General features: G+C 66.2%; 25 protein-coding genes and 1 pseudogene. 12 read left to right on the top strand and 14 right to left on the bottom strand.

Annotated features, from left to right (window positions below; translation table 11 throughout):
- Positions 1-58 precede the first annotated feature (58 nt).
- Complete coding sequence (locus HJG53_RS10020) at positions 59-952, top strand: SurA N-terminal domain-containing protein (RefSeq protein ID WP_171130111.1); 894 nt, start codon at positions 59-61, stop codon at positions 950-952.
- 33 nt (positions 953-985) lie between these two features.
- Here the strand turns inward: HJG53_RS10020 and HJG53_RS10015 are convergent, their stop codons facing one another.
- The 10 genes and pseudogenes from HJG53_RS10015 to HJG53_RS09970 all read right to left on the bottom strand — a co-directional run bounded on the left by HJG53_RS10015 (position 986) and on the right by HJG53_RS09970 (position 12,137).
- Positions 986-1,903 carry a glycosyltransferase family 2 protein gene (locus HJG53_RS10015; RefSeq protein WP_171130109.1) on the bottom strand — a complete coding sequence of 306 codons (918 nt, stop codon included), beginning with the start codon at positions 1,901-1,903 and terminating at the stop codon, positions 986-988.
- Positions 1,903-2,211: pseudogene (locus HJG53_RS19135) on the bottom strand (CatB-related O-acetyltransferase); the annotation flags it as partial. The gene HJG53_RS10015 and the pseudogene HJG53_RS19135, both read right to left, overlap by 1 nt.
- Positions 2,212-2,525: 314 nt before the next feature.
- Positions 2,526-4,355 carry an HAD family hydrolase gene (locus HJG53_RS10005; RefSeq protein ID WP_171130105.1) on the bottom strand — a complete coding sequence of 610 codons (1,830 nt, stop codon included), beginning with the start codon at positions 4,353-4,355 and terminating at the stop codon, positions 2,526-2,528.
- Positions 4,356-4,365: 10 nt separating this feature from the next.
- The gene (locus HJG53_RS10000; RefSeq protein WP_368039569.1) at positions 4,366-5,028 is read right to left on the bottom strand and encodes a polysaccharide deacetylase family protein; all 663 of its coding nucleotides are present in this window, start codon (positions 5,026-5,028) and stop codon (positions 4,366-4,368) included.
- A gap of 88 nt (positions 5,029-5,116) precedes the next feature.
- Positions 5,117-5,782, bottom strand: coding sequence for a ligase-associated DNA damage response endonuclease PdeM (gene pdeM, locus HJG53_RS09995; RefSeq protein WP_171130101.1), 666 nt, complete (start codon positions 5,780-5,782; stop codon positions 5,117-5,119).
- 36 nt (positions 5,783-5,818) lie between these two features.
- Complete coding sequence (locus HJG53_RS09990) at positions 5,819-6,979, bottom strand: dipeptidase (RefSeq protein ID WP_171130100.1); 1,161 nt, start codon at positions 6,977-6,979, stop codon at positions 5,819-5,821.
- Positions 6,976-8,388: a M20/M25/M40 family metallo-hydrolase gene (locus HJG53_RS09985; protein ID WP_171130098.1), complete on the bottom strand. Its 1,413-nt coding sequence runs from the start codon at positions 8,386-8,388 to the stop codon at positions 6,976-6,978. Before HJG53_RS09985 ends, HJG53_RS09990 begins: the two co-directional genes overlap by 4 nt.
- Positions 8,389-8,493: 105 nt before the next feature.
- Positions 8,494-9,402, bottom strand: coding sequence for a retropepsin-like aspartic protease (locus HJG53_RS09980; RefSeq protein WP_171130096.1), 909 nt, complete (start codon positions 9,400-9,402; stop codon positions 8,494-8,496).
- 45 nt (positions 9,403-9,447) lie between these two features.
- Positions 9,448-11,856: a ligase-associated DNA damage response DEXH box helicase gene (locus HJG53_RS09975; protein ID WP_171130094.1), complete on the bottom strand. Its 2,409-nt coding sequence runs from the start codon at positions 11,854-11,856 to the stop codon at positions 9,448-9,450.
- 89 nt (positions 11,857-11,945) lie between these two features.
- The gene (locus tag HJG53_RS09970) at positions 11,946-12,137 is read right to left on the bottom strand and encodes a hypothetical protein (protein WP_171130092.1); all 192 of its coding nucleotides are present in this window, start codon (positions 12,135-12,137) and stop codon (positions 11,946-11,948) included.
- A gap of 81 nt (positions 12,138-12,218) precedes the next feature.
- Here HJG53_RS09970 and HJG53_RS09965 point away from each other — a divergent pair, with 81 nt between their 5' ends.
- The 6 genes from HJG53_RS09965 (at position 12,219) to HJG53_RS09940 (ending at position 16,369) form a co-directional block, all read left to right on the top strand.
- A complete protein-coding gene (locus HJG53_RS09965) occupies positions 12,219-12,659 on the top strand; it encodes a hypothetical protein (RefSeq protein ID WP_171130090.1) in 441 nt (146 codons plus the stop codon).
- Complete coding sequence (locus HJG53_RS09960; RefSeq protein WP_171130088.1) at positions 12,656-13,636, top strand: ligase-associated DNA damage response exonuclease; 981 nt, start codon at positions 12,656-12,658, stop codon at positions 13,634-13,636. Before HJG53_RS09965 ends, HJG53_RS09960 begins: the two co-directional genes overlap by 4 nt.
- A gap of 513 nt (positions 13,637-14,149) precedes the next feature.
- Positions 14,150-14,719, top strand: coding sequence for a DNA/RNA non-specific endonuclease (locus HJG53_RS09955; RefSeq protein WP_171130087.1), 570 nt, complete (start codon positions 14,150-14,152; stop codon positions 14,717-14,719).
- Positions 14,712-15,119: a hypothetical protein gene (locus HJG53_RS09950; protein WP_171130084.1), complete on the top strand. Its 408-nt coding sequence runs from the start codon at positions 14,712-14,714 to the stop codon at positions 15,117-15,119. The genes HJG53_RS09955 and HJG53_RS09950 overlap by 8 nt, the downstream gene beginning before the upstream one ends.
- Positions 15,120-15,143: 24 nt before the next feature.
- On the top strand, positions 15,144-16,001 hold the full coding sequence (gene thiL, locus HJG53_RS09945; RefSeq protein WP_171130082.1) for a thiamine-phosphate kinase: 858 nt from the start codon (positions 15,144-15,146) through the stop codon (positions 15,999-16,001).
- Positions 15,998-16,369, top strand: a complete 372-nt coding sequence (locus HJG53_RS09940; protein WP_171130080.1) for a hypothetical protein — start codon at positions 15,998-16,000, stop codon at positions 16,367-16,369. The genes thiL and HJG53_RS09940 overlap by 4 nt, the downstream gene beginning before the upstream one ends.
- Here HJG53_RS09940 and HJG53_RS09935 read toward each other — a convergent pair.
- Entirely contained in the window at positions 16,351-16,632 is a 282-nt protein-coding gene (locus HJG53_RS09935; RefSeq protein ID WP_171130078.1) for a hypothetical protein, read from the bottom strand. The genes HJG53_RS09940 and HJG53_RS09935 overlap by 19 nt on opposite strands.
- 3 nt (positions 16,633-16,635) lie before the next feature.
- Positions 16,636-16,995, bottom strand: coding sequence for a hypothetical protein (locus HJG53_RS09930; protein ID WP_171130076.1), 360 nt, complete (start codon positions 16,993-16,995; stop codon positions 16,636-16,638).
- Positions 16,996-17,203: 208 nt separating this feature from the next.
- Between HJG53_RS09930 and HJG53_RS09925 the strand changes: the two genes are divergently transcribed.
- From HJG53_RS09925 to HJG53_RS09905, 5 genes are all read left to right on the top strand, one after another.
- The gene (locus HJG53_RS09925) at positions 17,204-19,384 is read left to right on the top strand and encodes a sodium-translocating pyrophosphatase (protein WP_171130074.1); all 2,181 of its coding nucleotides are present in this window, start codon (positions 17,204-17,206) and stop codon (positions 19,382-19,384) included.
- Positions 19,385-19,495: 111 nt separating this feature from the next.
- Positions 19,496-20,200: a PEPxxWA-CTERM sorting domain-containing protein gene (locus tag HJG53_RS18720; RefSeq protein ID WP_171130072.1), complete on the top strand. Its 705-nt coding sequence runs from the start codon at positions 19,496-19,498 to the stop codon at positions 20,198-20,200.
- A 269-nt stretch (positions 20,201-20,469) separates the two neighbouring features.
- Complete coding sequence (gene infA, locus HJG53_RS09915) at positions 20,470-20,688, top strand: translation initiation factor IF-1 (protein ID WP_003049127.1); 219 nt, start codon at positions 20,470-20,472, stop codon at positions 20,686-20,688.
- 16 nt (positions 20,689-20,704) lie between these two features.
- Entirely contained in the window at positions 20,705-21,280 is a 576-nt protein-coding gene (locus HJG53_RS09910; protein ID WP_171130069.1) for a nucleoside triphosphate pyrophosphatase, read from the top strand.
- A complete protein-coding gene (locus HJG53_RS09905; protein WP_171130067.1) occupies positions 21,273-22,193 on the top strand; it encodes a ribonuclease in 921 nt (306 codons plus the stop codon). The genes HJG53_RS09910 and HJG53_RS09905 overlap by 8 nt, the downstream gene beginning before the upstream one ends.
- A 147-nt stretch (positions 22,194-22,340) precedes the next feature.
- Here the strand turns inward: HJG53_RS09905 and infC are convergent, their stop codons facing one another.
- Both infC and HJG53_RS09895 read right to left on the bottom strand, forming a co-directional pair.
- Positions 22,341-22,874, bottom strand: a complete 534-nt coding sequence (infC, locus tag HJG53_RS09900) for a translation initiation factor IF-3 (protein ID WP_171130065.1) — start codon at positions 22,872-22,874, stop codon at positions 22,341-22,343.
- Between the two features lie 174 nt (positions 22,875-23,048).
- Positions 23,049-24,050: an adenosine kinase gene (locus tag HJG53_RS09895; protein WP_171130063.1), complete on the bottom strand. Its 1,002-nt coding sequence runs from the start codon at positions 24,048-24,050 to the stop codon at positions 23,049-23,051.
- Between the last annotated feature and the right edge of the window lie 56 nt (positions 24,051-24,106).

Raw genomic sequence — 24,106 nt, 5'->3', positions numbered from 1 at the left:
TGCCTGCTAAGAGAGCGCAGTCAAATCGGTGGCGCATGCGCCCGGCGGGGAGTGATCTATGCGGAAAATCTTTACGGCAGCGTTGATGGCGGGAAGCGCGCTGCTGGTGAGCGGGTGCGGCGACAAGTCCGGCGCCGGCGAGATCGAAAAGGGCCAGGTCGTCGCGACCGTCAACGGCAAGGACATCACCGTCCACGAGCTGAACGCCGAGCTGCAGGGCGCGCAGCTGCCGGCAAATCTCGGTGCCGATCAGCGCAAGCAGGTCGAACAGCAAGCGTTGCAGCAGGTCGTCAATCGTCGCATCCTTGCCGACATTGCCCGCGAACGTGGTCTCGACAAGACGCCGATGTTCTTGCTGCAGGAGCGGCGGTCGGAAGAGAGCATTCTCGTCCAGATGCTGCAACGGCAGATGAGCTCGGCGGTCAAGCAGCCGACCCAGACCGAGGTCGCCACTTTCATGGCGCAGAACCCGGATATCTTCGCGGAACGCAAGATCTTCACCGTCGACCAGATCCAGTTCCAGACACCGCGCGACCCGAACGTGTTGCGCAAATATCAGCCGCTCAAGACCATGGATGAGGTCGAAGCGATGCTGAAGCAGGATGGTCTCCAATATCGCCGCGCACCGGCCAATCTCGACGTGGCGCGGGCCAACCCGGAGCTCGTCAACCAGGTGCTGAAGATGAACCGCGAAGACATCTTCATCATCCCGGCCGGGCAGGTGATGGTCGCGAACAAGATCACCGACACCAAGGTGCAGCCGCTGACCGGCAATGAGGCACAGCAGCTCGCCACCGGCATGCTGCAGCAGCGCAAGTTCGCCGACCTGATCAAGCGCGACCTGGAGCCGAAGGTGAAGAAGGCCGAGGGCGAAGTGAAGTATCAGGCGGGCTTCGCGCCGCCGAAGAAATCCGCCGCCACGGGCGCTCCCGCCCCGGCCGCAGGCAAGTAAGGAACGGGGCGGCTGCGGCCGCCCCTTTTCATGTCAGCTGGCCGACCCCGCATAAGGGGTCTGCTCCCACAGCTTCCACCACAGCATCTTGCCAAGGCCGCCGCTCGCGCGCACCGCCTCGCTGCGCCAGCCTGGCTTGCCGAGCGCACGCAGCGCTACTGCACGGCCGCCGTGCAACGCATATTGCACCCCGCCGACCCCCATCCACGCCGCCGCCTTGGCCCAGCCCTTCGGACCTCCGGCGCCCCGCATCATGATGATGCGCTGCTGCCCGTGACGGAATTTGCGGCTGCTGACATAAGCGAGGGTCGAGCGATCCGCCGGGATCTGCTCTTCCACGACCGCCTCAGGATTCCAGTGGAGCTTGAGACCGCGTTCGACGAGCGAGCGCACCAGCCAAACATCCTCGCCGCCGGTGCCGTTCAGCTCCGCCGAGAAGGGAGCTGCCTCGACGAAGCAGGCAGCCTTGCAGAACAGCGAGTTGCCGGTGCCGACATGAATCCACCGGTCGGAGATGTCGGCGTCGGCGGGCCGCTCCAGATCGCGGGTGTAAAGATCGTCGAGCAGCGGCTTGAGGCCGGGCGGCAGGTCTCCGAGATAGCGCGGCACCACCATGCCGAAGCTTGCGGTCACGCCGCGCTCCGCATGGCGCAGCAGGGCGGCGATCCAGCCGGGACGCGCCACTTCGTCGTCATCGATAAAGCCGAGATAGGCACCGGCCGACTCGCCCACCGCCCGGTTGCGCGCCTGCACCACACCCGGTTTCGGCTCATGCGCGTAGCGGACATCGGCTCGTCCATAGCTGGCGACCGTCTCACGCGCGCTCGCCGCGGGGTCATTGTCGACGACCAGAAGCTCGACCCCACCGACAAGCTGCGGCACCAGCGAATCCAGGCATTCGCGCAGCATGTCCGGCCGACGATAGGTCGGCACCGCTACCGTCAGCCGCATTAGATGCGGCCTGCCTCTGCCGCGTCGAGGAACGCGACGATGTCCGGGCTTTGCAACATGCCGCCGGCACGGCGGATCCGCTCGTCCGGCCAATCCCACCAGCGCAGCGCCAGCAATCGTTCGATCACGTCCTCGGAGAAACGCATGCGGATCAGGCGCGACGGATTGCCGCCGACGATGGCATAAGGGGGTACGTTCTTGGCGACCAGCGCTCCGGCGCCGATCACGGCTCCGTCGCCGACTGTCACACCCGACATGATCACTGCTTCACGCCCGATCCACACATCGTTGCCGATCACCACGTCGCCCCGGCTTCTCGGCTGCTCGGGGTGGTCATGCTCGTGCCAGAGCGCACCGAAGGGGTAAGTCGTCACCCATTCGGGATGATGCTCGCCGCCCAGAAAGATGCCGACATCGGCAGCGATCGAGCAGAAGGCGCCGATCTTCAGCCCGCCATCATTCGGATAGCTGAAGATGCGCGGGTGCCCATAGGTGCCGCGCCCGATCTCGAACTGGGGGAAGTGATGCTGGGTCAGGTTGAGTGGAGGCTCGACACCGCGCACCAGCGCCAGTTGCGCCTTGAGACCTCGGACCAGCCGCTTCGAAATTCTCGCAATGCCCATTACGCGGCGATATCCTGACCCGCATCGCCGTTCACGGCGAGGAAATCGACCTTAAACTGTCCCGGCGCAATTGCGCGGGAGAAACCGTCGCCGTCCGGCTCGAAACCAAGCGTGGTCAGCACCTTGTGCGCCGCCGCGTTGCGGTCCGTGCGCTTGAAGTTCACCACCACCCGCGCGACCGGCGCGTGGCCGGCACCTTCGCTCAGATACCAGAACAGCGCCTGTTCGATGAACTTCCCCTGCACCCGGCAGGACAGCATGAAATCCTCGATGACGAGCGCGTCTCCAGACCAATTAGCAAGGCAGAATCCGACGGTGCCATAACTGCCGAATTTGTCGCTCACCTCGACGACGAACCGCTCGCGATCCTTGTCACGCAGGATCTCCGCAATCTCGTCTCGGCCATATTTGCGGCCGGAAAAATTGAGCTGATTGGTGCGCTGGACGAGTTCCGCGATGCGGTCGAAGTCGGACGGTCGATCGGGCCGGATGGTCACGCGGATGTCGCAGCTCTTCAGGAAGGCCGCGAAGTCGTCGAAACTCTGTGCGGCCACTTCGCGGGCGGCCGCTTCCTTGTACATCTGCCGCCGCTGCTTCGATTCCGGCGTCACCGCCCCCTGCAGGCGCGGATGGTCGAGCAGGGTCGAGATGGCGGTATCGGGCAGCACCTCCACCATCGGCAGCGTCTGGCTGACTTCGGCACGCTCGAACGGATTGTCGTCGACGAAGATGAAGGTGTCGATGCCGATGTCGAGCGCCGCGGCGATCTTGCGCAGCCCCTCCGACTTCGCGTCCCAGCCGATCTGCGGATGCAGCAGATAATCGTCCAGTCCGAAGCGCTTCAGCTGCGCAAAGGCGTCGTCCGCGGCATTCTTGCTCGAGATGGAGATCAGAATGCCCCGTTCATCGAGGCGCCGGAACAGCTCGGCAACTTCCTGACGGATCTCGACCGCGCCTTCGAGCAGCACGCCTTTCCACAAGGTGTTGTCGAGGTCGAACACGACGCATTTGGCATTCGGCCGTGCCTTGGCGGGAGCTTCGGCGGCCGCAACGGGGGCTTCCGGGAGCCAGACCAGGTCCAGCCGGCCGAAGGCGAGGTGCGCCGTCTCGTCGCCATCGACGGTCAGCCCCAGCAAAAAGGGCAGGCCGGAGCCGAGAATGGCCTGAAACTCGCTGGTTGGCAGGGTGAAGCGATTTGGGCCAGGCTGCACGTCCAGCGCCGAGCGGAACGGCCGCGGCTGCTGCTCGATCGGAATGGCGCGCGTCAGCCGCGCCTGGTCGACATTGACGGTCAGGATCAGCTTCACCGGCTTCGCCGCCGGATTGTAGATGTCGGCGATGAAGGCATTGGGCAGCGGCCCGTCCTTCCCCCGCCGCTGCAGCCGGTCGTTCAGCTTCTTGTGCAGCGTCTCGCCGACCGTCGCCCAGCGCGTATCGCCGGTCAGCTTCGAGACCGCGAGTCCCAGCCGATGCACCGGTTTCGCAGCCCAGCCGATCAGCCTTTCGGTGGTGCGCGCCCGTTCGACCGGCAGCGGCGTCGCGTTGCCCTGCGCCTCCAGCTTGCCCCAGCGCTTGAACCGCACTTCGGCGAGCGGCGGCTTGCCCGGCCGGGCTATGGCAAGGATGCCGTTGTCGAAGCGCCGGCATTTGCCAAGCGGCGTGGGATCATAGAGATCGCAGGTCGCATAGCAGCTCGGCGCGGCGCATTCGACGCAATGCTCGGTCCAAGCGAGCAGCGCCTGCGCCTTCGCAGCCGGCTCGGGCAGCGAGTCGAGCGCATCGGCGGCTATGTCGGGCCGCTTGGGGCGAAGCGATTCGAACTGGAACATCGCTCTCTCCCTAGCGGAGCCGTTTGAAAGTCATGGCAAGATTCTGCCGCAGCCGCCGGGCCGGGCGCCGGCTGTCCGCAAGGACGCGCCGCACGGAACCGCGCGACCAGCTGCGCACATAGGAAAAGCGCGGCTGCAGCCAGGCGTCGGCATCCGCCAGCGCGGCATCGCTGGTATAGACGGTGCGGAACACGGCTGCGTCCTTCAGCACGCGGCGACCATAGGAGCCGAACGGGATCGCCACCGTCGTAACCGGAGCTCCCGCCGCCTGCTCGATCCGGTCCTTGGCCTCCACCACTTCCTGCCGCATCACCTCGGGGGAGGCGCGACGCCAGTCCGTGTGCGACCAGCCATGGCTGCCGACCTCCGCACCGGCCGACACGACTTCGCGCAGGGCGCTTCCGTCGAGGTAGCCGCGCTGTCCGATCCGACCGGCACAGGGAAAGAAGATCGCGCGCATGCCGCGCTCGGTCACCGGACCCAGGCCGATTTCGATATCGCTCAGATTGCCGTCGTCGAAGGTGATCAGCGGTTCCAGCTGCTGCGCGGCCGCTTCCTCGCGTGTCTCATCGAGCAGATCGGCGTAGAGCGCGGGATCGGCGCACCAGACATTGGCTTCGCCGGCATCGACATGATCCGGCATGGTGCCGAGCCCATGGAAGTTGATGATCACGCGCTTCAATGGCTGCCCTTTTGCGGCGCCAGTTAGCGCGCCTGTCCTTAGGAACTCCTAATAGGCGCTGCACCGCCGCAAAAAAAGGTCAGGCGACCAGCGGGAAGCGGAGCAGCCGGTCGGCGAGCGGCACCAACGCCTCGGCCTTTCGCCCGACGGCGCGGATAATCTCGGGATGATGGGCGTCCAGCCCGCCGGTCAACGCGCCGAAGGCGGGCAGGATCAGCTTGGTCGCCGTCAGCACGAAACAGCGCCGCGCGACGTTGCGGCCGCGATGGTTGAGGCGCAGCTTGGGATGGAAATGCCCCGACAGCTCCGGCCGCGTCTCGCCCGCTTCGGCTTCGTGGCGCAGGATCAGCCCGTCCGCCTCCGCCTCAATCATGATCTCACCGCCGCAATGGTCGACCAACGCCGAATCATGATTGCCGGTGATCCAGACGAAGCGGGTGGCGCCGGTCAGGTCGGTCAGCATCCGCCGCGCCTCTGCCGGCAGCCGCTCGCACCCCTCGCTGTCGTGAAAGCTGTCGCCCAGGCACCAGATTTCCGTGGCCTGCGTCTTGCGGACGAGGGCAGTCAGCTCGGTCAGCGTCGCCTGCGAATCATAGGGCGGCAGCATCTGCCCGCTGCGCGCTGCGAACCAGCTCGCTTTCTCCAGATGCAAGTCGGCGACGATCAGTGCGCGCCGCACCGGCCAGAACAGCGCGCCGTCCTTCAGCGCGACCAGCTCATGTCCGGCGAACGAAAAGGGAACCATGAGCTGGCCGATACCAGAGTTATCGCGCCTGTCGAGTTACTTGGCGGCCAGCCGTTGCGCTTCGCCCAATGCCCGCAACAGATTGCCGCTCCACACTTTCTGAATGTCCGCGTCCGAATAGCCGGCGGCCTTCAGCGCCGCGGTGATCCGCGGCAGGCCGCTCACGTCCGGCATGCCGATCAGCCCGCCGCCGCCGTCCCAATCCATGCCGATGCCGACATGGTCGGGGCCGACCAGTTTCAGCAGATAAAGGAGGCTTTCCATATAGCGGTCGAAGGTCACCGGGTTGTTCGGCTTGTCCGCCTCCAGCTTGGCCCAGGCCTGACCTGCTTCGCGGGCCTCACGGGGGCTCGCATCTTCCAGGCTCTCCCAGCGGGTGGAGGCTGCGTCGCGTTCCGGGCGCCCGTCCATCGGCGCGAGGAAGACCGAGTTGACCTGGATCACGCCTCCCTTCGCCGCGATCTTCCTGATCCGCGCATCGTCGAGATTGCGCGGATGATCAAAAAGCGCGCGCGGGCCCGAATGCGACAGGATCACCGGTGCGGTGGACAGCTCCAGCACCTGGTCGACCGTCTCATCCGATGCATGGCTAAGATCGATCAGAATGCCGAGCCGGTTTGCTTCCTTCACCCACTCGCGCCCCAACGGGCTGAGGCCGCCCCAGCTCCGCTTGCCGCGATTGGCGGCATCGGCGAACTGGTTGTCCCCATTGTGCACGGGCCCGGCCAAGCGCACGCCGGCGTCGTAAAAATCCTTCATCGCCGCGACGGTCGGGCCCAGCGGATAGCTGTTCTCGATCGACTGGAAGACCACGCGCTTGCCCTTCGCCGCGATCCGCCGTGCGTCGGCGGGGGTGAACGCCAGCTCCATCTGGTCCGGCACTTGCCGGACCATGGCGCGAATCCAGGCCTCGCGCCGCCACGCATGGGCCTTGGCCGCGGCATAGCCTTCGTCCGTCAGCGGTCCCTGTTCGGTGTAGATGACGAAGAAGCCGCCATCCAGGCCGCCGGCTTTCATCCGCGGCAGGTCGACCTGGCTGATATCGTCGGTGAAGCTGTGTCCCTGCGCGAAGTTCCAGCCGGGACGCCCGAGATTGACCGGCGTATCGAGATGGGTGTCGAGCACCAGCATGCGGTCGTGCAGCGCCGCGACGGAGGGCGGCACGACGGCCGCGGCCAGGAGAGCGGCGAGGATCATGCCGCGTTCGCGTAGATCTTGACGAGATCGAACAGATAGTCGCGGCCTTCGTACAACGACTTCACCCGGATCCGTTCATTGAGCCCATGGGCGCCATTGCCATCGGCCTCGCCGAAGATCCCCGGAATTCCATAGACCGGAATGCCGATCGCTTCGAGGAAGATGCCGTCCGTCGCGCCGGTCGACATCACCGGCGTGAGCGGCACGCCAGGGAAGTATTTCCTGGCGAGCGTCGTCGCCGGCCCCAGAATCTTGGGATCGAGCGGCGGGGAAATGGCGAGCGGACGCACCGGCGGCACCAGCGTGATCTTGACCTTGGGGTCGTTGATCGCGGCGGCCAGCGCCGCCTGGGTGGTTTCCACCGTCTCGCCGGGTGCGATGCGGCAGTTGATGTTGGCCCCGGCGCGCTGCGGCAGCGCATTGTTGGCATGGCCGCCGTCGAGCAGGGTCGCGACGCAGGTGGTGCGCAGCATCGAATGGAAGGTCGGATCGCGGGACACGATCCTGTCTGCGGCCGCGTCGTTCGGGTTGGCGACCAGCGCCGCGATGGCGGCGCCGGTCTCGCCGCCCAGCATCTTCGCCGTGTTGGTGAAGAAGGCACGGCTGACTTCGTTCAGATGCACCGGGAACTCATAGGCGCGGACCTTGCCGATCGCCTCGGCCAGCTCGTAGATCGCATTGTCCGGCACCGGCCGCGAGCTGTGGCCGCCGGGATTGGTGGTCTCGAGCCGGTAATTCTGGGTCGCCTTCTCGCCTACCTGAGTGGCGAGGAACTGCATCTTGCCATCAGCGTCGAGCCGTCCGCCGCCGCCTTCGTTCAGGGCAAACTCCGCCGCGATCAGCTCCGGCCGATTCTTGGCCAGCCATTCGGCGCCGTTGAAGGCGTAGGTCGTTTCCTCGCCGCAGGTCAGCGCCATCTTGATGGTGCGCTTTGGCCTGAAATTCGCCTGCTTGAACCGGATCAGCGCATCGGTCCAGATCGCGGCCATCGACTTGTCGTCAGCCGAGCCGCGGGCGTAGAAAAACCCGTTCTCCTCGATCAGCTTGAACGGATCGCGCGTCCAGTCCTCGCGCTTTGCCTCGACGACATCGATATGGGCAAGCAGCAGCATCGGCTTGGCCTTGGCGTCGGTCCCTTTCAGTACGGCGACCAGCCCACCCTCCTTCGGATGCTCGGGCGTCGCGAAATAGGTGATGTCCTGGTCGGCAAAGCCAGCCGCTTTCAGCCGCGCGCCCATCTTCGCCGCCGCCTCGGTGCAGCTGCCGACCGACAGCGTCGTGTTCGTCTCGACCAGCTCTTGATAGAGCTCGCGGAACTTGGCCTGGTCGGGACGCAGCGTCTGCGCGGCGAGTGGCTGGGTCAGCAAGGCGGCGGCGCAGGTGGCGCCGATCAGGCTCTTCTTGTGCAACGATATCTCCCCATCCCCGGCGGCGGCCGGACGCCGGGGTTCTCGTTCAGCGGCGCGCGAAAGGAAAGATCGATTGTGTCGACGGGCGCGGTGGCGCGACGAACGTCAGCGCGACGCGATCAGCACTCGTGAGCCCAGCGCCGAGCTGTCGGGCAGCAGGAAGCGCACCTGCTTGTTCGCGAAATCGACCGAGACGCGGTCGAACAGTCGCAGCGCGTCCATGCCGAGCAGCAGCGCCGGCTGGTTCGCGAGGCCGAAGCGCTTGAACGGCTCGGCATCGGTAAAGGCGACCGGCACATTGTTCATGTCGACGCCGCCGATCTTGATGCGGTCGATTTGGGCATATTGCGCCGCTAACGTCTGCCCCGTCACGCCGCTTAACGTTACCTGCTGCAGCGCGCCCAGCTTCTTCCGCTTCTGCAGCCGGTCGAGCAGCGCCAGATTGCCGATGCTGGTCTGTGCGCCGGTGTCGACGATCACCCGCACCTTTTCGCCGAGGAAGCGCGCGTCGACGAGGATGAGCTGGCCGAATTTGCTGCGCGCCGCGACCACAATCGTGTCGGGATCGGTATCCTCCGGCCGCCGCGACGGCGTGACCCGCATCTCGTTCTTCTTGAAGTCGATGGTGACGCGCCGCGACTGCAGGCTGTCGATACCGAGCATGCCGGGCGCGCCCAGATGCCGGTGATCGAGCGCCGGTGCCTCGATCTCACCGACCTTGGTGCCGGACAGCTCCAGCGTGGGCACGATCACGGTGTTGACCTTGGATGCGCCGGTGACGGTGACGAGGTTACGCACCGGCCCCGCCGCCAGGCTCAGCCGATCCGCGAGCTGCCGCGAAATCACCGTGCGCTCGGCTCCGGTGTCGATCACGAACGGGAAGGGCGCGCTGCCATGCACCTTCACCTGAACGGTCATGCGCTTCGAGCCGTCGGCGCCCAGGGCGACTTCGGACACATCGTCCGGCGCTGGGGCAGGCGGGGTCATCGCCATCGCCAGGATCAGGCTCAACATGTCCGCTCTCCTTTGGTCGAAGGCTACGCTCCTTAGGGGCGGGGTTCAATCCGTCGCCATCGCTTCGGCGACGAGCGCTTCCGCTTCGATCAACAACGAGTCCTCGGCGCTCGCCTGGCTGACGCGCTCGCGGCCGATCAGCACCAGTACCGGCACCGCGAGCGGGCTGACGCGCGGCAGGTCGACATGCAGGATGGTGTCGTTCGCGCGCTCCAGCAGGTGGGCGAGGCGGCCGACATCGGTCATCCGCGCGCGCGCATCGTCCCATGCGGCGCGGAGCAGCAGATGGTCGGGCTCGTAGCGGCGCAGTACGTCGTAGATCAGGTCGGTCGAAAAGCTCACCTGCTTGCCGGTCTTGCGCTTGCCGGGGTGCTGCCGCTCGACGAGCCCGCCGATCACCGCCACTTCGCGAAAGGCGCGCTTCAGCAAGCTCGATTGCTGCACCCAGTCGACGAACTCGTGCTCCAATATGTCCGGCGAGAAGAGCGGACGCGGGTCCGCGACCGGCTCCAGGCTGTAGGTGGCGATCGCATAGTCTGACGCCACGAAGCCCAGCGGCTTCAGGCCCAATGTCTCCATCCGCTTCGTGACCAGCATGCCGAGCGCCTGATGCGCGTTCCAGCCCTCGAAGCTGTACACCACCATATGGTGGCGTCTTTCGCGTTCGAAGGTCTCGATCAGCAGCTGGCCTGGTTCGGGTAGGGACGAGCGCCGCTGCTGCATCTCCAGCCACTCGCGCACGTCGGTCGGGAAACGGTGCCATTGCTCCGGCTCGGCGAGGAAGCGGCGCACCCGGTCGGCGAGGTTGGTCGAGATCGGCATCCGCGCGCCGCCATAGGTCGGAATGCGCGCCGGCTTGGACGTCGCCTTGACGATCAGGTCCTCGACCTCCTGCCGCTCCACCTCGAGCACGAGCCCTGCGAAGAAGAAAGTGTCGCCCGGCGACAGAGTAGCGGCGAACGCCTCCTCGACCTTGCCGACGCTGCGGCCGTTCCTGAAGCGGACGTTGAGCATCGTCGCCTCGACGATGATGCCGGCGTTGAGCCGGTGCTGCGCCACGAATTTGGGATGGGTGACCCGCCACAGCCCGTCCGGCCCCTGGGTCAGCCGCTTGAACCGGTCATAAGCCTTCAGCGCGTAGCCGCCGGACTCGATATAGCCGAGCACCTGCCCGAACAGCTCGTCAGACAGCGCAGAATAGGGGAGAGCCGAGCGCAGCTCGTCCAACATCTCACCTTCGGCGAACGGTGCCGCGCAGGCGCAGGCCATGATGTGCTGCGCCAGCACGTCGAGCGCACCGCGCCGGAAGACTTCATGATCGAGCTCGCCCTGCTCGACCGCGTCGAGCGCCGCCCGCGCTTCCAGATACTCGAAGCGGTTGCCGGGGACGAGGATCGCCTCGGACGGTTCGTCGAGCCGGTGGTTGGCGCGTCCGGTCCGCTGCAGCAGTCGCGACGCACCCTTCGGCGCGCCCATCTGGATCACGCAGTCGACATCGCCCCAGTCGACGCCGAGGTCGAGCGAAGCGGTCGCCACCAGCGCGCGCAGCCGTCCTTCCGCCATCGCCAACTCGACCTTGCGCCGCGCCTCGCGGGAAAGGGAGCCGTGATGGATGCCGATCGGCAGCTTCAGCTCATTGACGCTCCACAGGTCCTGGAAGATCAGCTCGGCCAGGCTGCGCGTATTGCAGAACACGATCGTCGTGCGGTGCGTCTCGATCTCGGCCATCACCTGCGCGGCGGCATAGCGGCCCGAATGGCCCGCCCAGGGAATGGGATCTTCCGGCAGCAGGATCGAGATGTTCGGGTCGGCGCCTGGTTCGCCCTCGACGAGCGAGACGGCGTTGATGTCGCCGTCGGGCGCGAGCCAGGCGCGATATTCGTCCGGGTCCGCGACCGTCGCAGACAGCGCGACCCGCCGCAGCCCCGGCGCGATCCGCTGCAGCCGCGCCATGCAGAGACTGAGCAGGTCGCCCCGCTTCCCCGTCGCAAAGGCATGGACCTCGTCGACGACGATCGTCTTCAGCGCGGAGAACATTGTGAAACTGTCGGGGTAGGACAGCAGCAGGCTCAGTGACTCGGGCGTCGTCAGCAGCATCTGCGGCGGCTTGACGCGTTGCCGCGCCTTGCGGTCGCTCGGGGTATCGCCGCTCCGCGTCTCGATGCGGATGTCGAGCCCCATGTCCTCGACCGGCGTTAGCAGGTTGCGCTGCACGTCCACAGTCAGCGCCTTCAGCGGCGAGACGTAGAGCGTGTGGAGAGTGTCGACCGGCCGCTCGATCAGCTCGACAAGGCTCGGCAGGAAGCCGGCAAGCGTCTTGCCCGCTCCCGTCGCGGCCACGAGCAACCCATGCTCGCCCCGCCGCGCCACCTCCAGCATCTCCAGCTGATGCCGACGTGGAGTCCAGCCCTTACCGGCGAACCAGGTGACCAGTGGAGGAGGGAGATCATGCACCGGCTGCTCTCCGGCGAAGGCCGGAGGCCGGCTGCGCGGAGGTTGTGCGGCTTGCTCCTTCTCGACCCCGGCCTGCGCCGGGGAACGCGTCAACGCTGCACGCCGTCGTCCCGCGTGTGCTCGGCGGCGTCTTCCTGCGCATAGATGTCGCGCGTGCCGGCATCGGTGCGGGCCAGTTCGGCGGGGCTCTCATGCTTGCGATTGCGCTGCATGGCGAAGAACAGGATCAGCCCCAGCGCGATGGTGCCCAGCCCCAGAAACAGGATCCATGCGGTGCCCACAACTCACTCCTTGGCTCTAGTCGACTCGTCAACGAAGCGGAACGGTTTGCGATCCAAACGGGTTGCGCTAGCGGTGACGCCATGACCAGACCGCTGCCCCGCGCAATTCTCTTCGCCATCCTCGCGTTGATCCTCTCGGCGGTCCTGAGCGCCATCGTGCTGCTGATCCTGGTCGGCGTGCCCAGCTCCCGCGACGCCGCCGCCGAGTTTCAACGCGAGGCGATCGCGCGCTCGGTCAATGTCGACCTGATCGTCGGCGGGCTGGTGGCGCTGGCCGCCGGCTGGCTTGCCGCGCGCCCCTTCCGTGGTCGTGAGGCGTTGGTTACCGGCGCCCTGACCGGCCTCGTCTTCATCCTCTGCGATCTCGCCATCGTGCTCCTGGTTGGCAATGCGGAGCGGCTGAATTTCTCCATCATGGGCGCCGCCTATGCCGACAAGCTGGCGGCGGCGACGCTTGGCGGATGGCTGGCGGGCCGCCGCGCTCAGGCACCGCCCGAGACGATGTCGCTCGACAGGGAATGAGGCCGCTCGGCGCCTGGATCGAACCCTATCCGGACGGCATCTACATTCCGGCCGCCGATGTCTGGATCGACCCGTCGACGCCCAAGCCCCGTGCGCTGGTGACCCACGGCCACAGCGATCACGCCCGTGGCGGCCATGGCGCGGTATGGGCGACGCCGGAGACGCTCGCCATCATGGACGCGCGCTATGGCGCCCAGCAGGCGAACCCCGTCGCCTATGGCGAAAGCATCCGCATGGGCGATGTCGAGGTGAGCTTCGTGCCCGCCGGCCATGTCCTCGGCTCGGCGCAGATCGTGCTCGATCATGCCGGCGAGCGCATCGTCGTGTCCGGCGACTATAAGCGTCGCTCCGATCCGACCTGCCCGCCGTTCGAGCCGCAGAAATGCGACGTCTTCATCACCGAGGCGACCTTCGGACTGCCCGTCTTCATCCACCCGGATACCGGCGACGAGATCGACAAATTGCTCGCGGCGCTCCACGCCAATCCCGATCGCTGCGTGCTGGTCGGCGCCTATGCGCTCGGCAAGGCGCAGCGGGTGATCACCGAGCTGCGGCTGCGCGGTCATGACGACCCGATCTACATTCATGGCGCGCTGCAGCGCCTCTGCGACCTTTATGCCGAACACGGCGTGCCCTTGGGCGAGCTCCGACCGGCAACGGGCGTCGCCAAGGCGGAGATCGCCGGCCACGTCGTGCTGGCCCCGCCGGGCGCGCTCAACGATCGCTGGAGTCGCCGCCTGCCCGACCCGATCACGGCGATGGCGTCGGGCTGGATGCGGATTCGCCAGCGCGCGGTGCAGCGCAATGTCGAGCTGCCGCTGATCATCTCCGATCACGCCGACTGGCATGAGCTGACCGAGACCATCCAGGAAATCGCGCCAAAGGAAGTCTGGGTCACCCATGGCCGCGAGGATGCGCTCATCCACTGGTGCATGACCCGCCAGATCAAGGCCCGCGCGCTCGACCTCGCCGGTTAAGAGGACGAGGACGACTGACCCCCGATCGGAACTGGAACGTGTGAATGTTCTTGATATGTTCCGACTTTTGATCTATGTTCCTCGCGACTCAGGCGGGGGTGGACGATGGATGGAGCGCGGCAACTGAGCTTGGCGTCGTTCGGAACGTGGCTGCGCACCGGGCGCGTACCGGCTGGGCCCGTCGAATATAAGTTCAATGGTTGGCACGATCCTGATGATGGCCGGTTCACGCAAGTCGGCGGAGGGCGCTACTTCCCACCTGGGAGCAGTGGTTCCGACACGAAATTGGCGATGTCGCGGCCGTTGAGATCCAATTCTCGTACGAAATGGCAAGGTGGAGGCTTCACGGGCGGAGGCGGCGGAAGCTTCGGAGGAGGAGGTGCGAGCGGCGACTGGTGGCCGGACCCTAAGCCGACGGCTAGGTCGGCCTCGATCCGCCGGGACGGCCCGCCAGCTGCAAGAAGTCCAGCGCCGCCAACACCGCGTGCATCCGGACAGTTCATAATCCGCGTAATGAAAGGCGAGAGCCTCTCCAGCATCGGACAGCGGTACAAGATTACGGCACAGCAGCTGCAAAAAAGCAATCGCATCGTCGACGCCGACCATATTCTCGCGGGACAGCAGCTCACCATCCCCGCAAAGTCGAAAGAACATCAGGGCTGGGTTACCTTCGCCGACAATGGCTATTACTTCAGCCTCGACGAACTTGGTCGCACGCGGAGAGTCGACGGTGAACTGAGACGTGAACCGAGCACTCGCTCGGCCCGGATGCAGGGCAATGCCGGCCAGCCCGATCGCAGAGAGGATGATGACGGGGGTCATCTCATCGCGGTGAGGTTCGGCGGGCCGAAGGCGACGTACAATCACTTTGCGCAAAATGCGAACTTCAACCGCGGAGCTTATCGCGCGCTGGAAGACACATGGTCGGCCGAACAGAGGAGGGGCAAAGATGTTCGGGTTCGCATTCGAGTACAGTATCAGGCCGATAGTCGCCGGCCTCATCGTTTGCTGGTTGCCTGGACCAGCTCAGGCCGCCCCGAAAAGAGGGTCTTCGGCAACGCACCAGGAGGCAAACGTGATTGATCTGGGTCCACAAATCGAAGCGTTGGCGGAGAAGCTCGCGGATATCGGCGAGCGTGAGAGAAGTGACGTGCTTCTTTATGCCGAGGCGGGCGACAATTGGGCCGGAGGGTCTGTCTTTGTTCAAACCGAGGAAGCGATCGTGTTCGAGGACTCGGACGATCCTGACGTGCTTACAGACGTTATGGAACTCTGGAATGCCACGCCTGCCGACAAGAAGTGGCGAGGCATGATCTTGTTCGTGTCGGACGGACGCTTCAAAGCGGAGTTCGACTATGGCGAAGGCTGGAACGAAGCGGAGGATGAGGGTGAGCGGCGGGAGCCGATCGTGCGGCGCTTCTTCGGGGACAAGCCGATCCATTATCCCCCGCTCCGCGGCGCCGAGCCCTGGTCCGACGACTGAGCGGGCGCCTGCGCGCCTCTCGGCATGACCGAAGCCGAGTTCATCGCTGCCCTGCGCACCCTCGCGCGCGAGCCCGGTGCGCGCAGTCTGTGCGACGATGCCGCGGTGCTCGGTGATCTCGTCCTCACGCACGACATGATCGTGGAGGGCGTTCATTTTCTACACGACGATCCGCCGCAGGATGTCGCCTGGAAGCTCGTCGCGGTGAACCTGTCCGACCTTGCCGCCAAGGGCGCGGAGCCGGTCGGCTGCCTGCTCGGCTACACGCTCGGCACGTCCGATTGGAATCGCGCTTTCGTCCATGGCCTCGAAGAGGTGCTCGCGGCTTTTGCCATGCCATTGCTGGGCGGCGACACCGTCAAGGCGAACGGGCCACGCAGCTTCGGCCTGACGGCCATTGGCCGCACCGCGACCCCCCCGTCCCGCGCGGGCGCGCGGGCGGGCGACGCCCTCTGGGTCACCGGTACGATCGGCCGCGCCGGCATCGGCCTTGCGCTTCTGAAGGCCGGCCACGACGGACCGGAGATCGAAGCGTATCGCCGCCCGCAACCGCGTCTCGCAGAGGGTCGCATCCTCGCGCCTCTGGTCCACGCCATGATGGACGTGTCCGACGGCCTGCTGATCGATGCAGCGCGAATGGCGGAGGCGAGCGGCCTCGCCCTCTCGATCGACCTCGACGCGGTGCCGACCGTCGGCGACCCGCTCGCCGCCGTCACCGCGGGGGACGATTACGAGCTTCTCTTCGCCGCCCCCTCCGACCGACTCCTGCCGGTGCCCGCCTCTCGCATCGGCCGCTTCGACACTGGCGCTGGGCTCACGCTCCTGCGTGCCGGTGCAGAGATCCCGCTCCCCGCGACGCTCGGCTGGGAACATCGCGCTTGAGCTGGTGGATCTTCGGTCCCCGCCGCCGCGTGATCGCCGCGCTTGCCAGCGACGATCGTCCAATCCGGCACCTCTACACATTCGACGCCGGGGTGACCGTCGCCGATCTCCGCGATCGTCTGGCGGAGCCGGGCGATCATGACCGGCTCGTCTGGCCCGATTTCGACAGCTACCGCGGCTATGTCCTGACCGCCTTGAGGCGGGATCGCCGCAAGCACCGGGTCTGGCTGGACGACGCAGAGGCTTGGCGCTTTCCCTCGCTCTCCCGCTTCACCGTCGTACTGAGGCCGGACGTTGTCGAGTTCTGGCCCGACGAATGGCAGGGCACGCCCAGCCGCGCCGGGCCACCCTATCTGGTCGCAGCCTGACGCCGCCGGCCGATCCAGCGGCCGATCAGCACGGCGGGCATCGCCGGAACGAACCCCGCCACGACGAAGATCATCTCGAACGTGACGAGTTCGACCGTGAAGTTGCCGTCCCAGAGGGCGAGCAGCGAGAGGAAGACGATCCAGCCGATCAGCACCAGGATCAGCGTCTTTGCCATGCCGATCCGTGCCCATCCGGTCAGCGCCAGATTGAGAACCAGGCTCGCGCCGAACACGATCCCGATCGCCACGTCGATATGGTGCATCTGTCAGTGAACCCGGCCGACGAGCGCCCGCAGTCGGTCGCGCAGACTGGGCACGTCATTCCGGTGCCGTTCGAGCCAGGCAGCGGTCCAATCGATCCGCTGGTGGTGAACGGGGCAGCCGATCCCGTCATCCAGATGGTTCAGCCGATAGCTGCTCGTCGCCCGCCGTGCGGCGGCGCGCGCACGCTCCGAGGGCATGCGGTCTAGGATGGCGACGAGCCCCGGATCCTTCACATTCTCTTCGCCCAGTTCCGCCACCCGCAGCGGCTCGGCCGTCATCATCGCGAGCAGCGCCACCTGCAGTTCCGGACACAGATGCTGGATCCAGCTGTCGGCCGAGAAGGTCGCGTGCAGAAAAGGCATGTCGCGACAAGGCTTTGCGCTGCGAACCATCGATCAGGCCTGCGCCCCGGTCCACGCTCCTGCAACCCCGCGTCGACGAAGCTGCCGCTCTCCGCGACCGCCGCGGCTTTGTGCTTGCCCGTTCAGGAATCCCCCCTCTATACCCCGGCACCATTATCGAGCGGCCGGGGACAAGAGAGCCGCGATCTTTCAAGGGGAAAGGACAGGCATGAACATTGTGCTCATCGCCATTCTCTGCGGCCTTCTCGCCGTGGTCTATGGCATCGTGACGAGCCGCCAGGTGCTCGCGCAACCCGCGGGCAATCCGCGCATGCAGGAAATCGCGGGCGCCATTCAGGAAGGTGCCAAGGCCTATCTGGGACGTCAGTACACGACCATCGCGATCGTCGGCGTCGTCGTCGCGATCCTGGTCGGCGTGTTCCTCGGTCTCACTTCCGCGGTCGGCTTCGTCGTCGGCGCGGTGCTGTCGGGCGTGGCCGGCTATATCGGCATGAACATCTCGGTCCGCGCCAACGTGCGCACGGCCGAGGCGGCGCGGACCAGCCTGCAGGGCGGCCTCACCACCGCTTTCCGTTCGGGCGCGATCACCGGCATGCTCGTCGCGGGCCTCGGCTTGCTCGCGATCGCCGGCTTCTTCTACGTCCTGACCGATGTGCAGGGCCATTCCCCGAAGGACCGCGTCGTCGTCGATGCGCTGGTGGCTCTGGCGTTCGGCGCTTCGCTGATCTCGATCTTCGCGCGCCTGGGCGGCGGCATCTTCACCAAGGCGGCGGACGTCGGCGCCGATCTGGTCGGCAAGGTCGAAGCAGGGATTCCGGAGGATGATCCCCGCAACCCGGCCGTGATCGCGGACAATGTCGGCGACAATGTCGGCGATTGCGCGGGCATGGCGGCCGACCTGTTCGAAACCTATGTTGTCACCCTGGGCGCCACCATGGTGCTGATGGCGGTGACGCTCACCCAGGTGGGCAGCGACGACCTGATGCGGCTGATGAGCCTGCCGCTGCTGGCCGGCGGCGTTTGCATCATCTCGTCGATCATCGGCACCTATCTCGTCCGCCTGAGCGGCAAGCAGTCGATCATGGGCGCTCTCTACAAGGGCTTCTGGACGACCGCCCTGTTGTCGATCCCGCTGCTCTACCTGGCCACCAATTATGCGCTGGGTGGCATGGACCGGGTGTTCGGCGGTGACCCGCTGGCGCTCACCGACGAGACCGCAGGCGCCTTGCCGGCGCTCGAAGGCACCGCGGCGGCGTTTTCGGGCATGGACCTGTTCCTGTGCATGCTGGTCGGCCTCGCGGTCACCGGCCTGATCGTGTGGATTACCGAATATTACACGGGCACCAATTTCCGCCCAGTCAAGTCGATCGCACGGGCGTCGGAAACCGGTCACGGCACCAACGTCATTCAGGGCCTGGCAGTCAGCCTTGAATCGACTGCGATGCCGACGCTGGTGATCGTTGTCGGCATCATCGTCTCCTACAAGCTGGCCGGTCTGATCGGCATCGGCTTTGCGGCGACCGCGATGCTGGCGCTGGCCGGCATGGTCGTGGCACTCGACGCCTATGGCCCGGTCACCGACAATGCCGGCGGCATCGCCGAGATGGCGGGGCTAGAAGGTGAGGTCCGCAACCGCACCGATGCGCTCGATGCGGTCGGCAACACCACCAAGGCGGTGACCAAGGGCTATGCCATCGGCTCGGCCGGCCTGGCTGCTCTGGTGTTGTTCGGCACCTTCACCGAGGATCTGAAGTTCTACGGAGCGCAGCTTAATCTGGGTTCTGAAGGCGTCAATTTCTCGCTCTCCAACCCCTATGTCATCGTCGGCCTGCTGCTGGGGGCGCTGCTCCCCTATCTGTTCGGCGCGATGGGCATGACGGCGGTCGGCCGCGCGGCCGGCGCCGTGGTCGAGGAAGTGCGTGGCCAATTCCGGGACAATAAGGGCATCATGGAAGGCACCAGCCGTCCGAACTATGCCCGCACGGTCGATCTGGTCACCCGCGCCGCGATCAAGGAGATGATCGTGCCGAGCCTGTTGCCGGTGCTCGCGCCGATCCTCGTCTATTTCGTGATCAGCGCCGTGGCGGGACGCGAGAACGGCTTCGCCGCGCTTGGCGCCTTGCTGCTCGGCGTGATCGTCTCCGGCCTGTTCGTCGCCATCTCGATGACTTCGGGCGGCGGCGCCTGGGACAATGCCAAAAAGTATATCGAAGACGGCAATTACGGTGGCAAGGGCTCCGAGGCGCACAAGGCCGCGGTGACCGGCGACACCGTCGGCGATCCGTACAAGGACACGGCCGGGCCGGCCGTGAACCCGATGATCAAGATCACCAACATCGTCGCGCTGCTGCTGCTCGCGGCCCTGGCCAGCCAGGCCGCCGGCGGCTGACCACGCAAGCGAGGGCTGTCCCGTTCTGGGATTGTCCTCGGGGCTTGTCCCCGCAAGTGGTTAATGAGACCCTCTGTTGTCTGCGACTCGCGGCCAACAGGGGGTTTCGTTATGAAGGGACATGTTCTCGCCGTCGGGCTGATGCTCATCGGTTCGGCTCCGGCATACGCCACCACGGTCTTTTCCGACAATTTCGACGCCGAGAATGGCGGCGCCACCGCGCTGAACTACAGCGGCTTCGCCAACTTCAACGTCAACGGCCAGGTCGATCTGGTGAAGAGCGGCGATTTCGGCATTGTCTGCGCCGGCGGCTCGGGCAGCTGCGTCGATCTTGACGGCACCTCGGGTCCGGGCACCCTGCTGACCAGCACCAGCTTCAGCTTCAACGCAGGCGACATGGTGCGGTTTACCTTCGACATCAGCGGCAACCAGCGCGGCGGGGCCAGCGACCCGTTCAAGGCGGGTTTCAGTTTCGGCGACAGCGTGACGATGATCAACTACGGCTACAACTTCAGCGGCACCGACGTCATCGCCTTCGCCAACGTGACCACCACCGGCGTCACGACCAGCACGCAGATCGATGCGACCGATCCGTTTTCGACCAAATCAATCTTCTTCACCGCCGGCAATGCGGGGACGCTGCGCTTCACCTTGGGCACCGACAGCGGCGACAATGTCGGGCCCGTCGTCGACAATCTCCGGCTCGACGTCAACGCGGCCGTGCCGGAACCCGCGTCCTGGGCACTGATGATCGCCGGCTTCGGGCTCGCAGGTGCTGCGCTCCGCCGGCGCACGCTCGTCGCGCTGGCCGCCTGAAGCGAGCGAGGGAGAAGGAGGCCCGGCTGGCTCTGCCAGCCGGGCCTTTCATGTATTGCGAGGCGGAAGAGCTATCCTGCTCCGCCCGACCTTCTCAGCCAGAGCGGTTTTCGATGATCTTTCGCCTAAAGACCTGGCGGCGTATCTTGAAACGGCGCTGCGCAGGCTCATTTCGAATCCGGGCGCCTCGTCGGCCGCCTCGCTTCCCTTTTCGCGGCCGCTTCGCTATGGCGGCGCGATTTTTTTGATCCTCAATCGAAGGCTTTTGCTTGGCTAAGGAAGAATTGCTCGAAATGCGGGGGCAGGTCGTCGAACTGCTGCCCAATGCCATGTTCCGCGTGCGCCTTGAGAACGACCATGAGATTCTCGGCCACACCGCGGGCAAGATGCGCAAGAATCGCATCCGCGTGCTCGTCGGCGACGAAGTGCTGGTCGAGCTCACGCCCTATGACCTGACCAAGGGCCGGATCACCTACCGGTTCAAGTGACGGCCGGTCACGGACGGTGACCCGCCCCCAACTCATCCTCGCTTCCGCCAGCCCCCGTCGGCTCGACCTGCTGGCGCGGATCGGTGTGGTTCCGGACATGGTCCGCCCGGCCGATATCGACGAGGCACCCGAGAAGGGCGAGTTGCCCGGCCCGCACGCGCAGCGGCTCGCGGCGGAAAAGGCGCGGGCGGTGGCCGAGCCGGGCGCGCTCACCCTGGCCGCTGACACCGTGGTCGCCGCCGGACGCCGGATCCTGCCCAAGGCCGAGGACGAGGCGACCGCCCGCCGCTGTCTCGAGCTGCTCTCCGGCCGCCGCCACCGCGTGCACAGCGCCGTTTCCCTTATCGATGCGACGGGCACGGCACGCCACCGCCTCTCGACCAGCATCGTCACCTTCAAGCGCCTGACCGCGGGAGAGATCGCCGCCTATCTCGCCAGCGCCGAGTGGCAGGGCAAGGCCGGCGGCTACGCCATCCAGGGCCGCGCGGAAGCCTTTGTCCGCTTCCTCTCCGGCAACCATTCCGGAGTCGTCGGCCTGCCGTTGTTCGAGACGCGCGCGCTGCTCCTCTCGGCAGGCTATCCGCTTGGCTGAGTGGCTAATCGAACGCGGCATCGGCGAAACGCGCGCCGCGCTGGTTGAGGACGGGCAGATCGTCGAAGGCCGGATCGATCGGCATGACGTTCTTGCCCGGCATGGCGCGGTGCTCCCCGCGAAGCTTCGTACGAAGGCGGGCCGGGCCGGCCGCGCCGAAGCGGAGCTGGCGGACGGAACGCTGGTGCTGGTCGCCAACCCGCCCGTGACCGAAGGCGCGACTTTGCTGGTCGAGATCGTCCGCGAAGCGATCCCCGAGCGCGGCAATCCGAAGCTGCCCCTCGCCCGCCCTGCGGACGCACCGGCCCGCTCCGCTCCCGGCGTGGAAGGCACTCTCCTCGGTGCGCACGGACCCGATCTGCTGGAGCAGGCCGGCTGGTCCGAACTGCTCGATCAGGCGGAGACCGGCCTTGTGCCGTTCCCCGGTGGCCTGCTCCGGATCGAGCTGACCTCGGCCATGACGGTGATCGACGTGGACGGCGACTTGCCGCCAGGGGAGCTCGCCCGGCGCGGTGCGGCGGCCGCGGGGTCGGCGATCCGGCGTCTCGGGCTGGCCGGGTCGATCGGCATCGACCTGCCCACCCTGCCCGACAAGGCGGCGCGTCAGGCTGCAGCCGAAGCGCTCGAGGCCACGCTGCCGCTGCCCTTCGAGCGCACGGCGGTCAACGGCTTCGGCTTCCTCCAGGTCGTGCGGAAACGTGTGAGGCCGTCGCTGCCGGAACTGATCCAGTCGGATCCAGTGACGGCGCAGGCGCTCGCCCTGCTCCGCCGCCTCGAACGCGAGCCGCTGCCCGGCCCCGACCAGGCTGGCGCGCCTGCCCCAGTCGCTCGGCTGATCGCCGAACGTTTCGACTGGATCGAAGAGTTGAGAAGAAGGCGAGGACGCCCGATCGAGATCGTCCCTGCCCTTTAGTTCTGAAGCAAATCTCAGTCCGCTCATCCTGAGGAGGGACTGAGCTTGCCGAAGGCCCGTCTCGAAGGATCTTACGGCCCGTACTTCGAGACGCCGTTTCGCCAGGCTCAACGGCTCCTCAGTATGAGCGGCTGGAGCGGTCAGGACTCACTTCGGCGCCAGCACCATCAGCATCTGGCGGCCTTCCATGCGCGGATGCGCTTCGACCTTGGCGATCTCGGCAGTCTGTTCGGCGACGCGCTGCAGCACCGCCATCCCGAGCTGACCATGGCTCAGCTCGCGGCCGCGGAAGCGCATGGTGACCTTCACCTTGTCGCCTTCCTCGATGAACTCGACGACCTTCTTCATTTTGGTGTCATAGTCGTGGTCGTCGATGTTCGGACGCATCTTGATCTCCTTGATCTCCTGCGTCTTCTGCGACTTGCGGGCGAGGTTGGCCTTTTTCTGCGCCTCGTACTTGAATTTGCCGACGTCGAGGAACTTGGCGACCGGTGGGTCCGCATTGGGGGACACTTCGACCAGGTCGAGCCCGACTTCGCGCGCCTGCTCGATCGCTTCGCGCGTGTACATCACGCCGAGATTCTCGCCTTCATGGTCGATCACCCGCACCTTCTGGCTCTGGATGAACTCGTTGAAGCGCGGACCGGAGAGCGCGGGGGGCGCCAACGGGCGCCGCATCATGGGAGGACGTATAAGAGTTGCTCCTTGGCAGTTTCAGTCGAAAATGGCGGCAGCCTCATAGCGGCTGAGCGCGCTGCCGAACAGGGGAAACGCTTGAACCGCCGATTTTGTCCGGCGCTGCGATGCAGGCCGGCCACACCCATATCGGAAGCGCAGTGCCTTGGCGCAAGCGGCTCAGCCGCGCAGCCGCGCCTCGACCAGCGCCTTGACGTCCGCCTGCGGCCGCGGACCGACATGGCTGATCACCTCGGCTGCGCAGACCGCACCCGCAGTCAGGCTGTCCTTCAGCGAACGCCCGCGGGCCTGACCGGCCAGGAATCCCGCGGCGAAGAGATCGCCCGCACCGGTCGTGTCGACGACATGGTCGATCGGCTCGGCCGAGACCTCGGCGCGCTCGCCATCCTTGATTGCGATCGCGCCATGCTCGCCGCGGGTGACGACCAGCAGCGGCACGCGGGCGGAGAGGGATGCGACGGCCGCCTCGAATTCCTCACCCTGCTCGAGCGAGAGCAGCTCATTCTCGTTGGCGAACAGGATGTCGATCGAGCCGTCGGCGATCAGCTTGAGGAAGTCGGCGCGGTGACGTTCGATGCAGAACACATCGGACAGGGTGAAGGCGACGCGGCGGCCGGCCTGCTTCGCCGCCTCGATCGCCCGCCGCATCGCCGCGCGCGGTTCCTCGGGATCCCAGAGATAGCCTTCGAGATAAAGGATGCCCGCATCCGCGATCAGGTCGAGGCTGAGGGCCGAGGCGGGCAAGAACTGCGAGGCGCCGAGAAAGGTGTTCATCGTCCGCTGCCCGTCCGGCGTCACGACGATCAGGCACCGGGCGGTCGGCGGCTCGCCTTCGCGCGCCGGCGTGTCGAAGCGGACGCCCTGCGCGCGCATGTCGTGGCTGAACACCTTGCCCAGCATGTCGTCGGCGACCTGGCCGATAAAGCCGCAGTTGAGCCCGAGCGCCGCCAGCCCCGCGAGCGTGTTCGCCGCCGACCCGCCGCTGGTTTCGATGCCGGGACCCATGCGCTCGTACAACGCCTCGGCCTCATCGGTCGAGAAGAGCAGCTGCATCGAGCCCTTGCGCAGATTGTTCGCGGCAATGAAGGCGTCGTCGGCGCGGGCGATCACGTCGACGATCGCGTTGCCGATGGCGACGACGTCATAGGTCGGGGCAGTCACATGGCTCTCCTGGCAGGCGGAAGCGGCCCCATAGAGCGGATTGGCCGCGCGTCAAA

The organism is Sphingomonas sp. ID1715 (genome assembly GCF_013044515.1).
Classification (GTDB): Bacteria; Pseudomonadota; Alphaproteobacteria; order Sphingomonadales; family Sphingomonadaceae; genus Sphingomonas_B.
The sequence above is the reverse complement of the archived record's forward strand: the minus strand, read 5'-3'. Positions and strand labels throughout refer to the sequence as shown.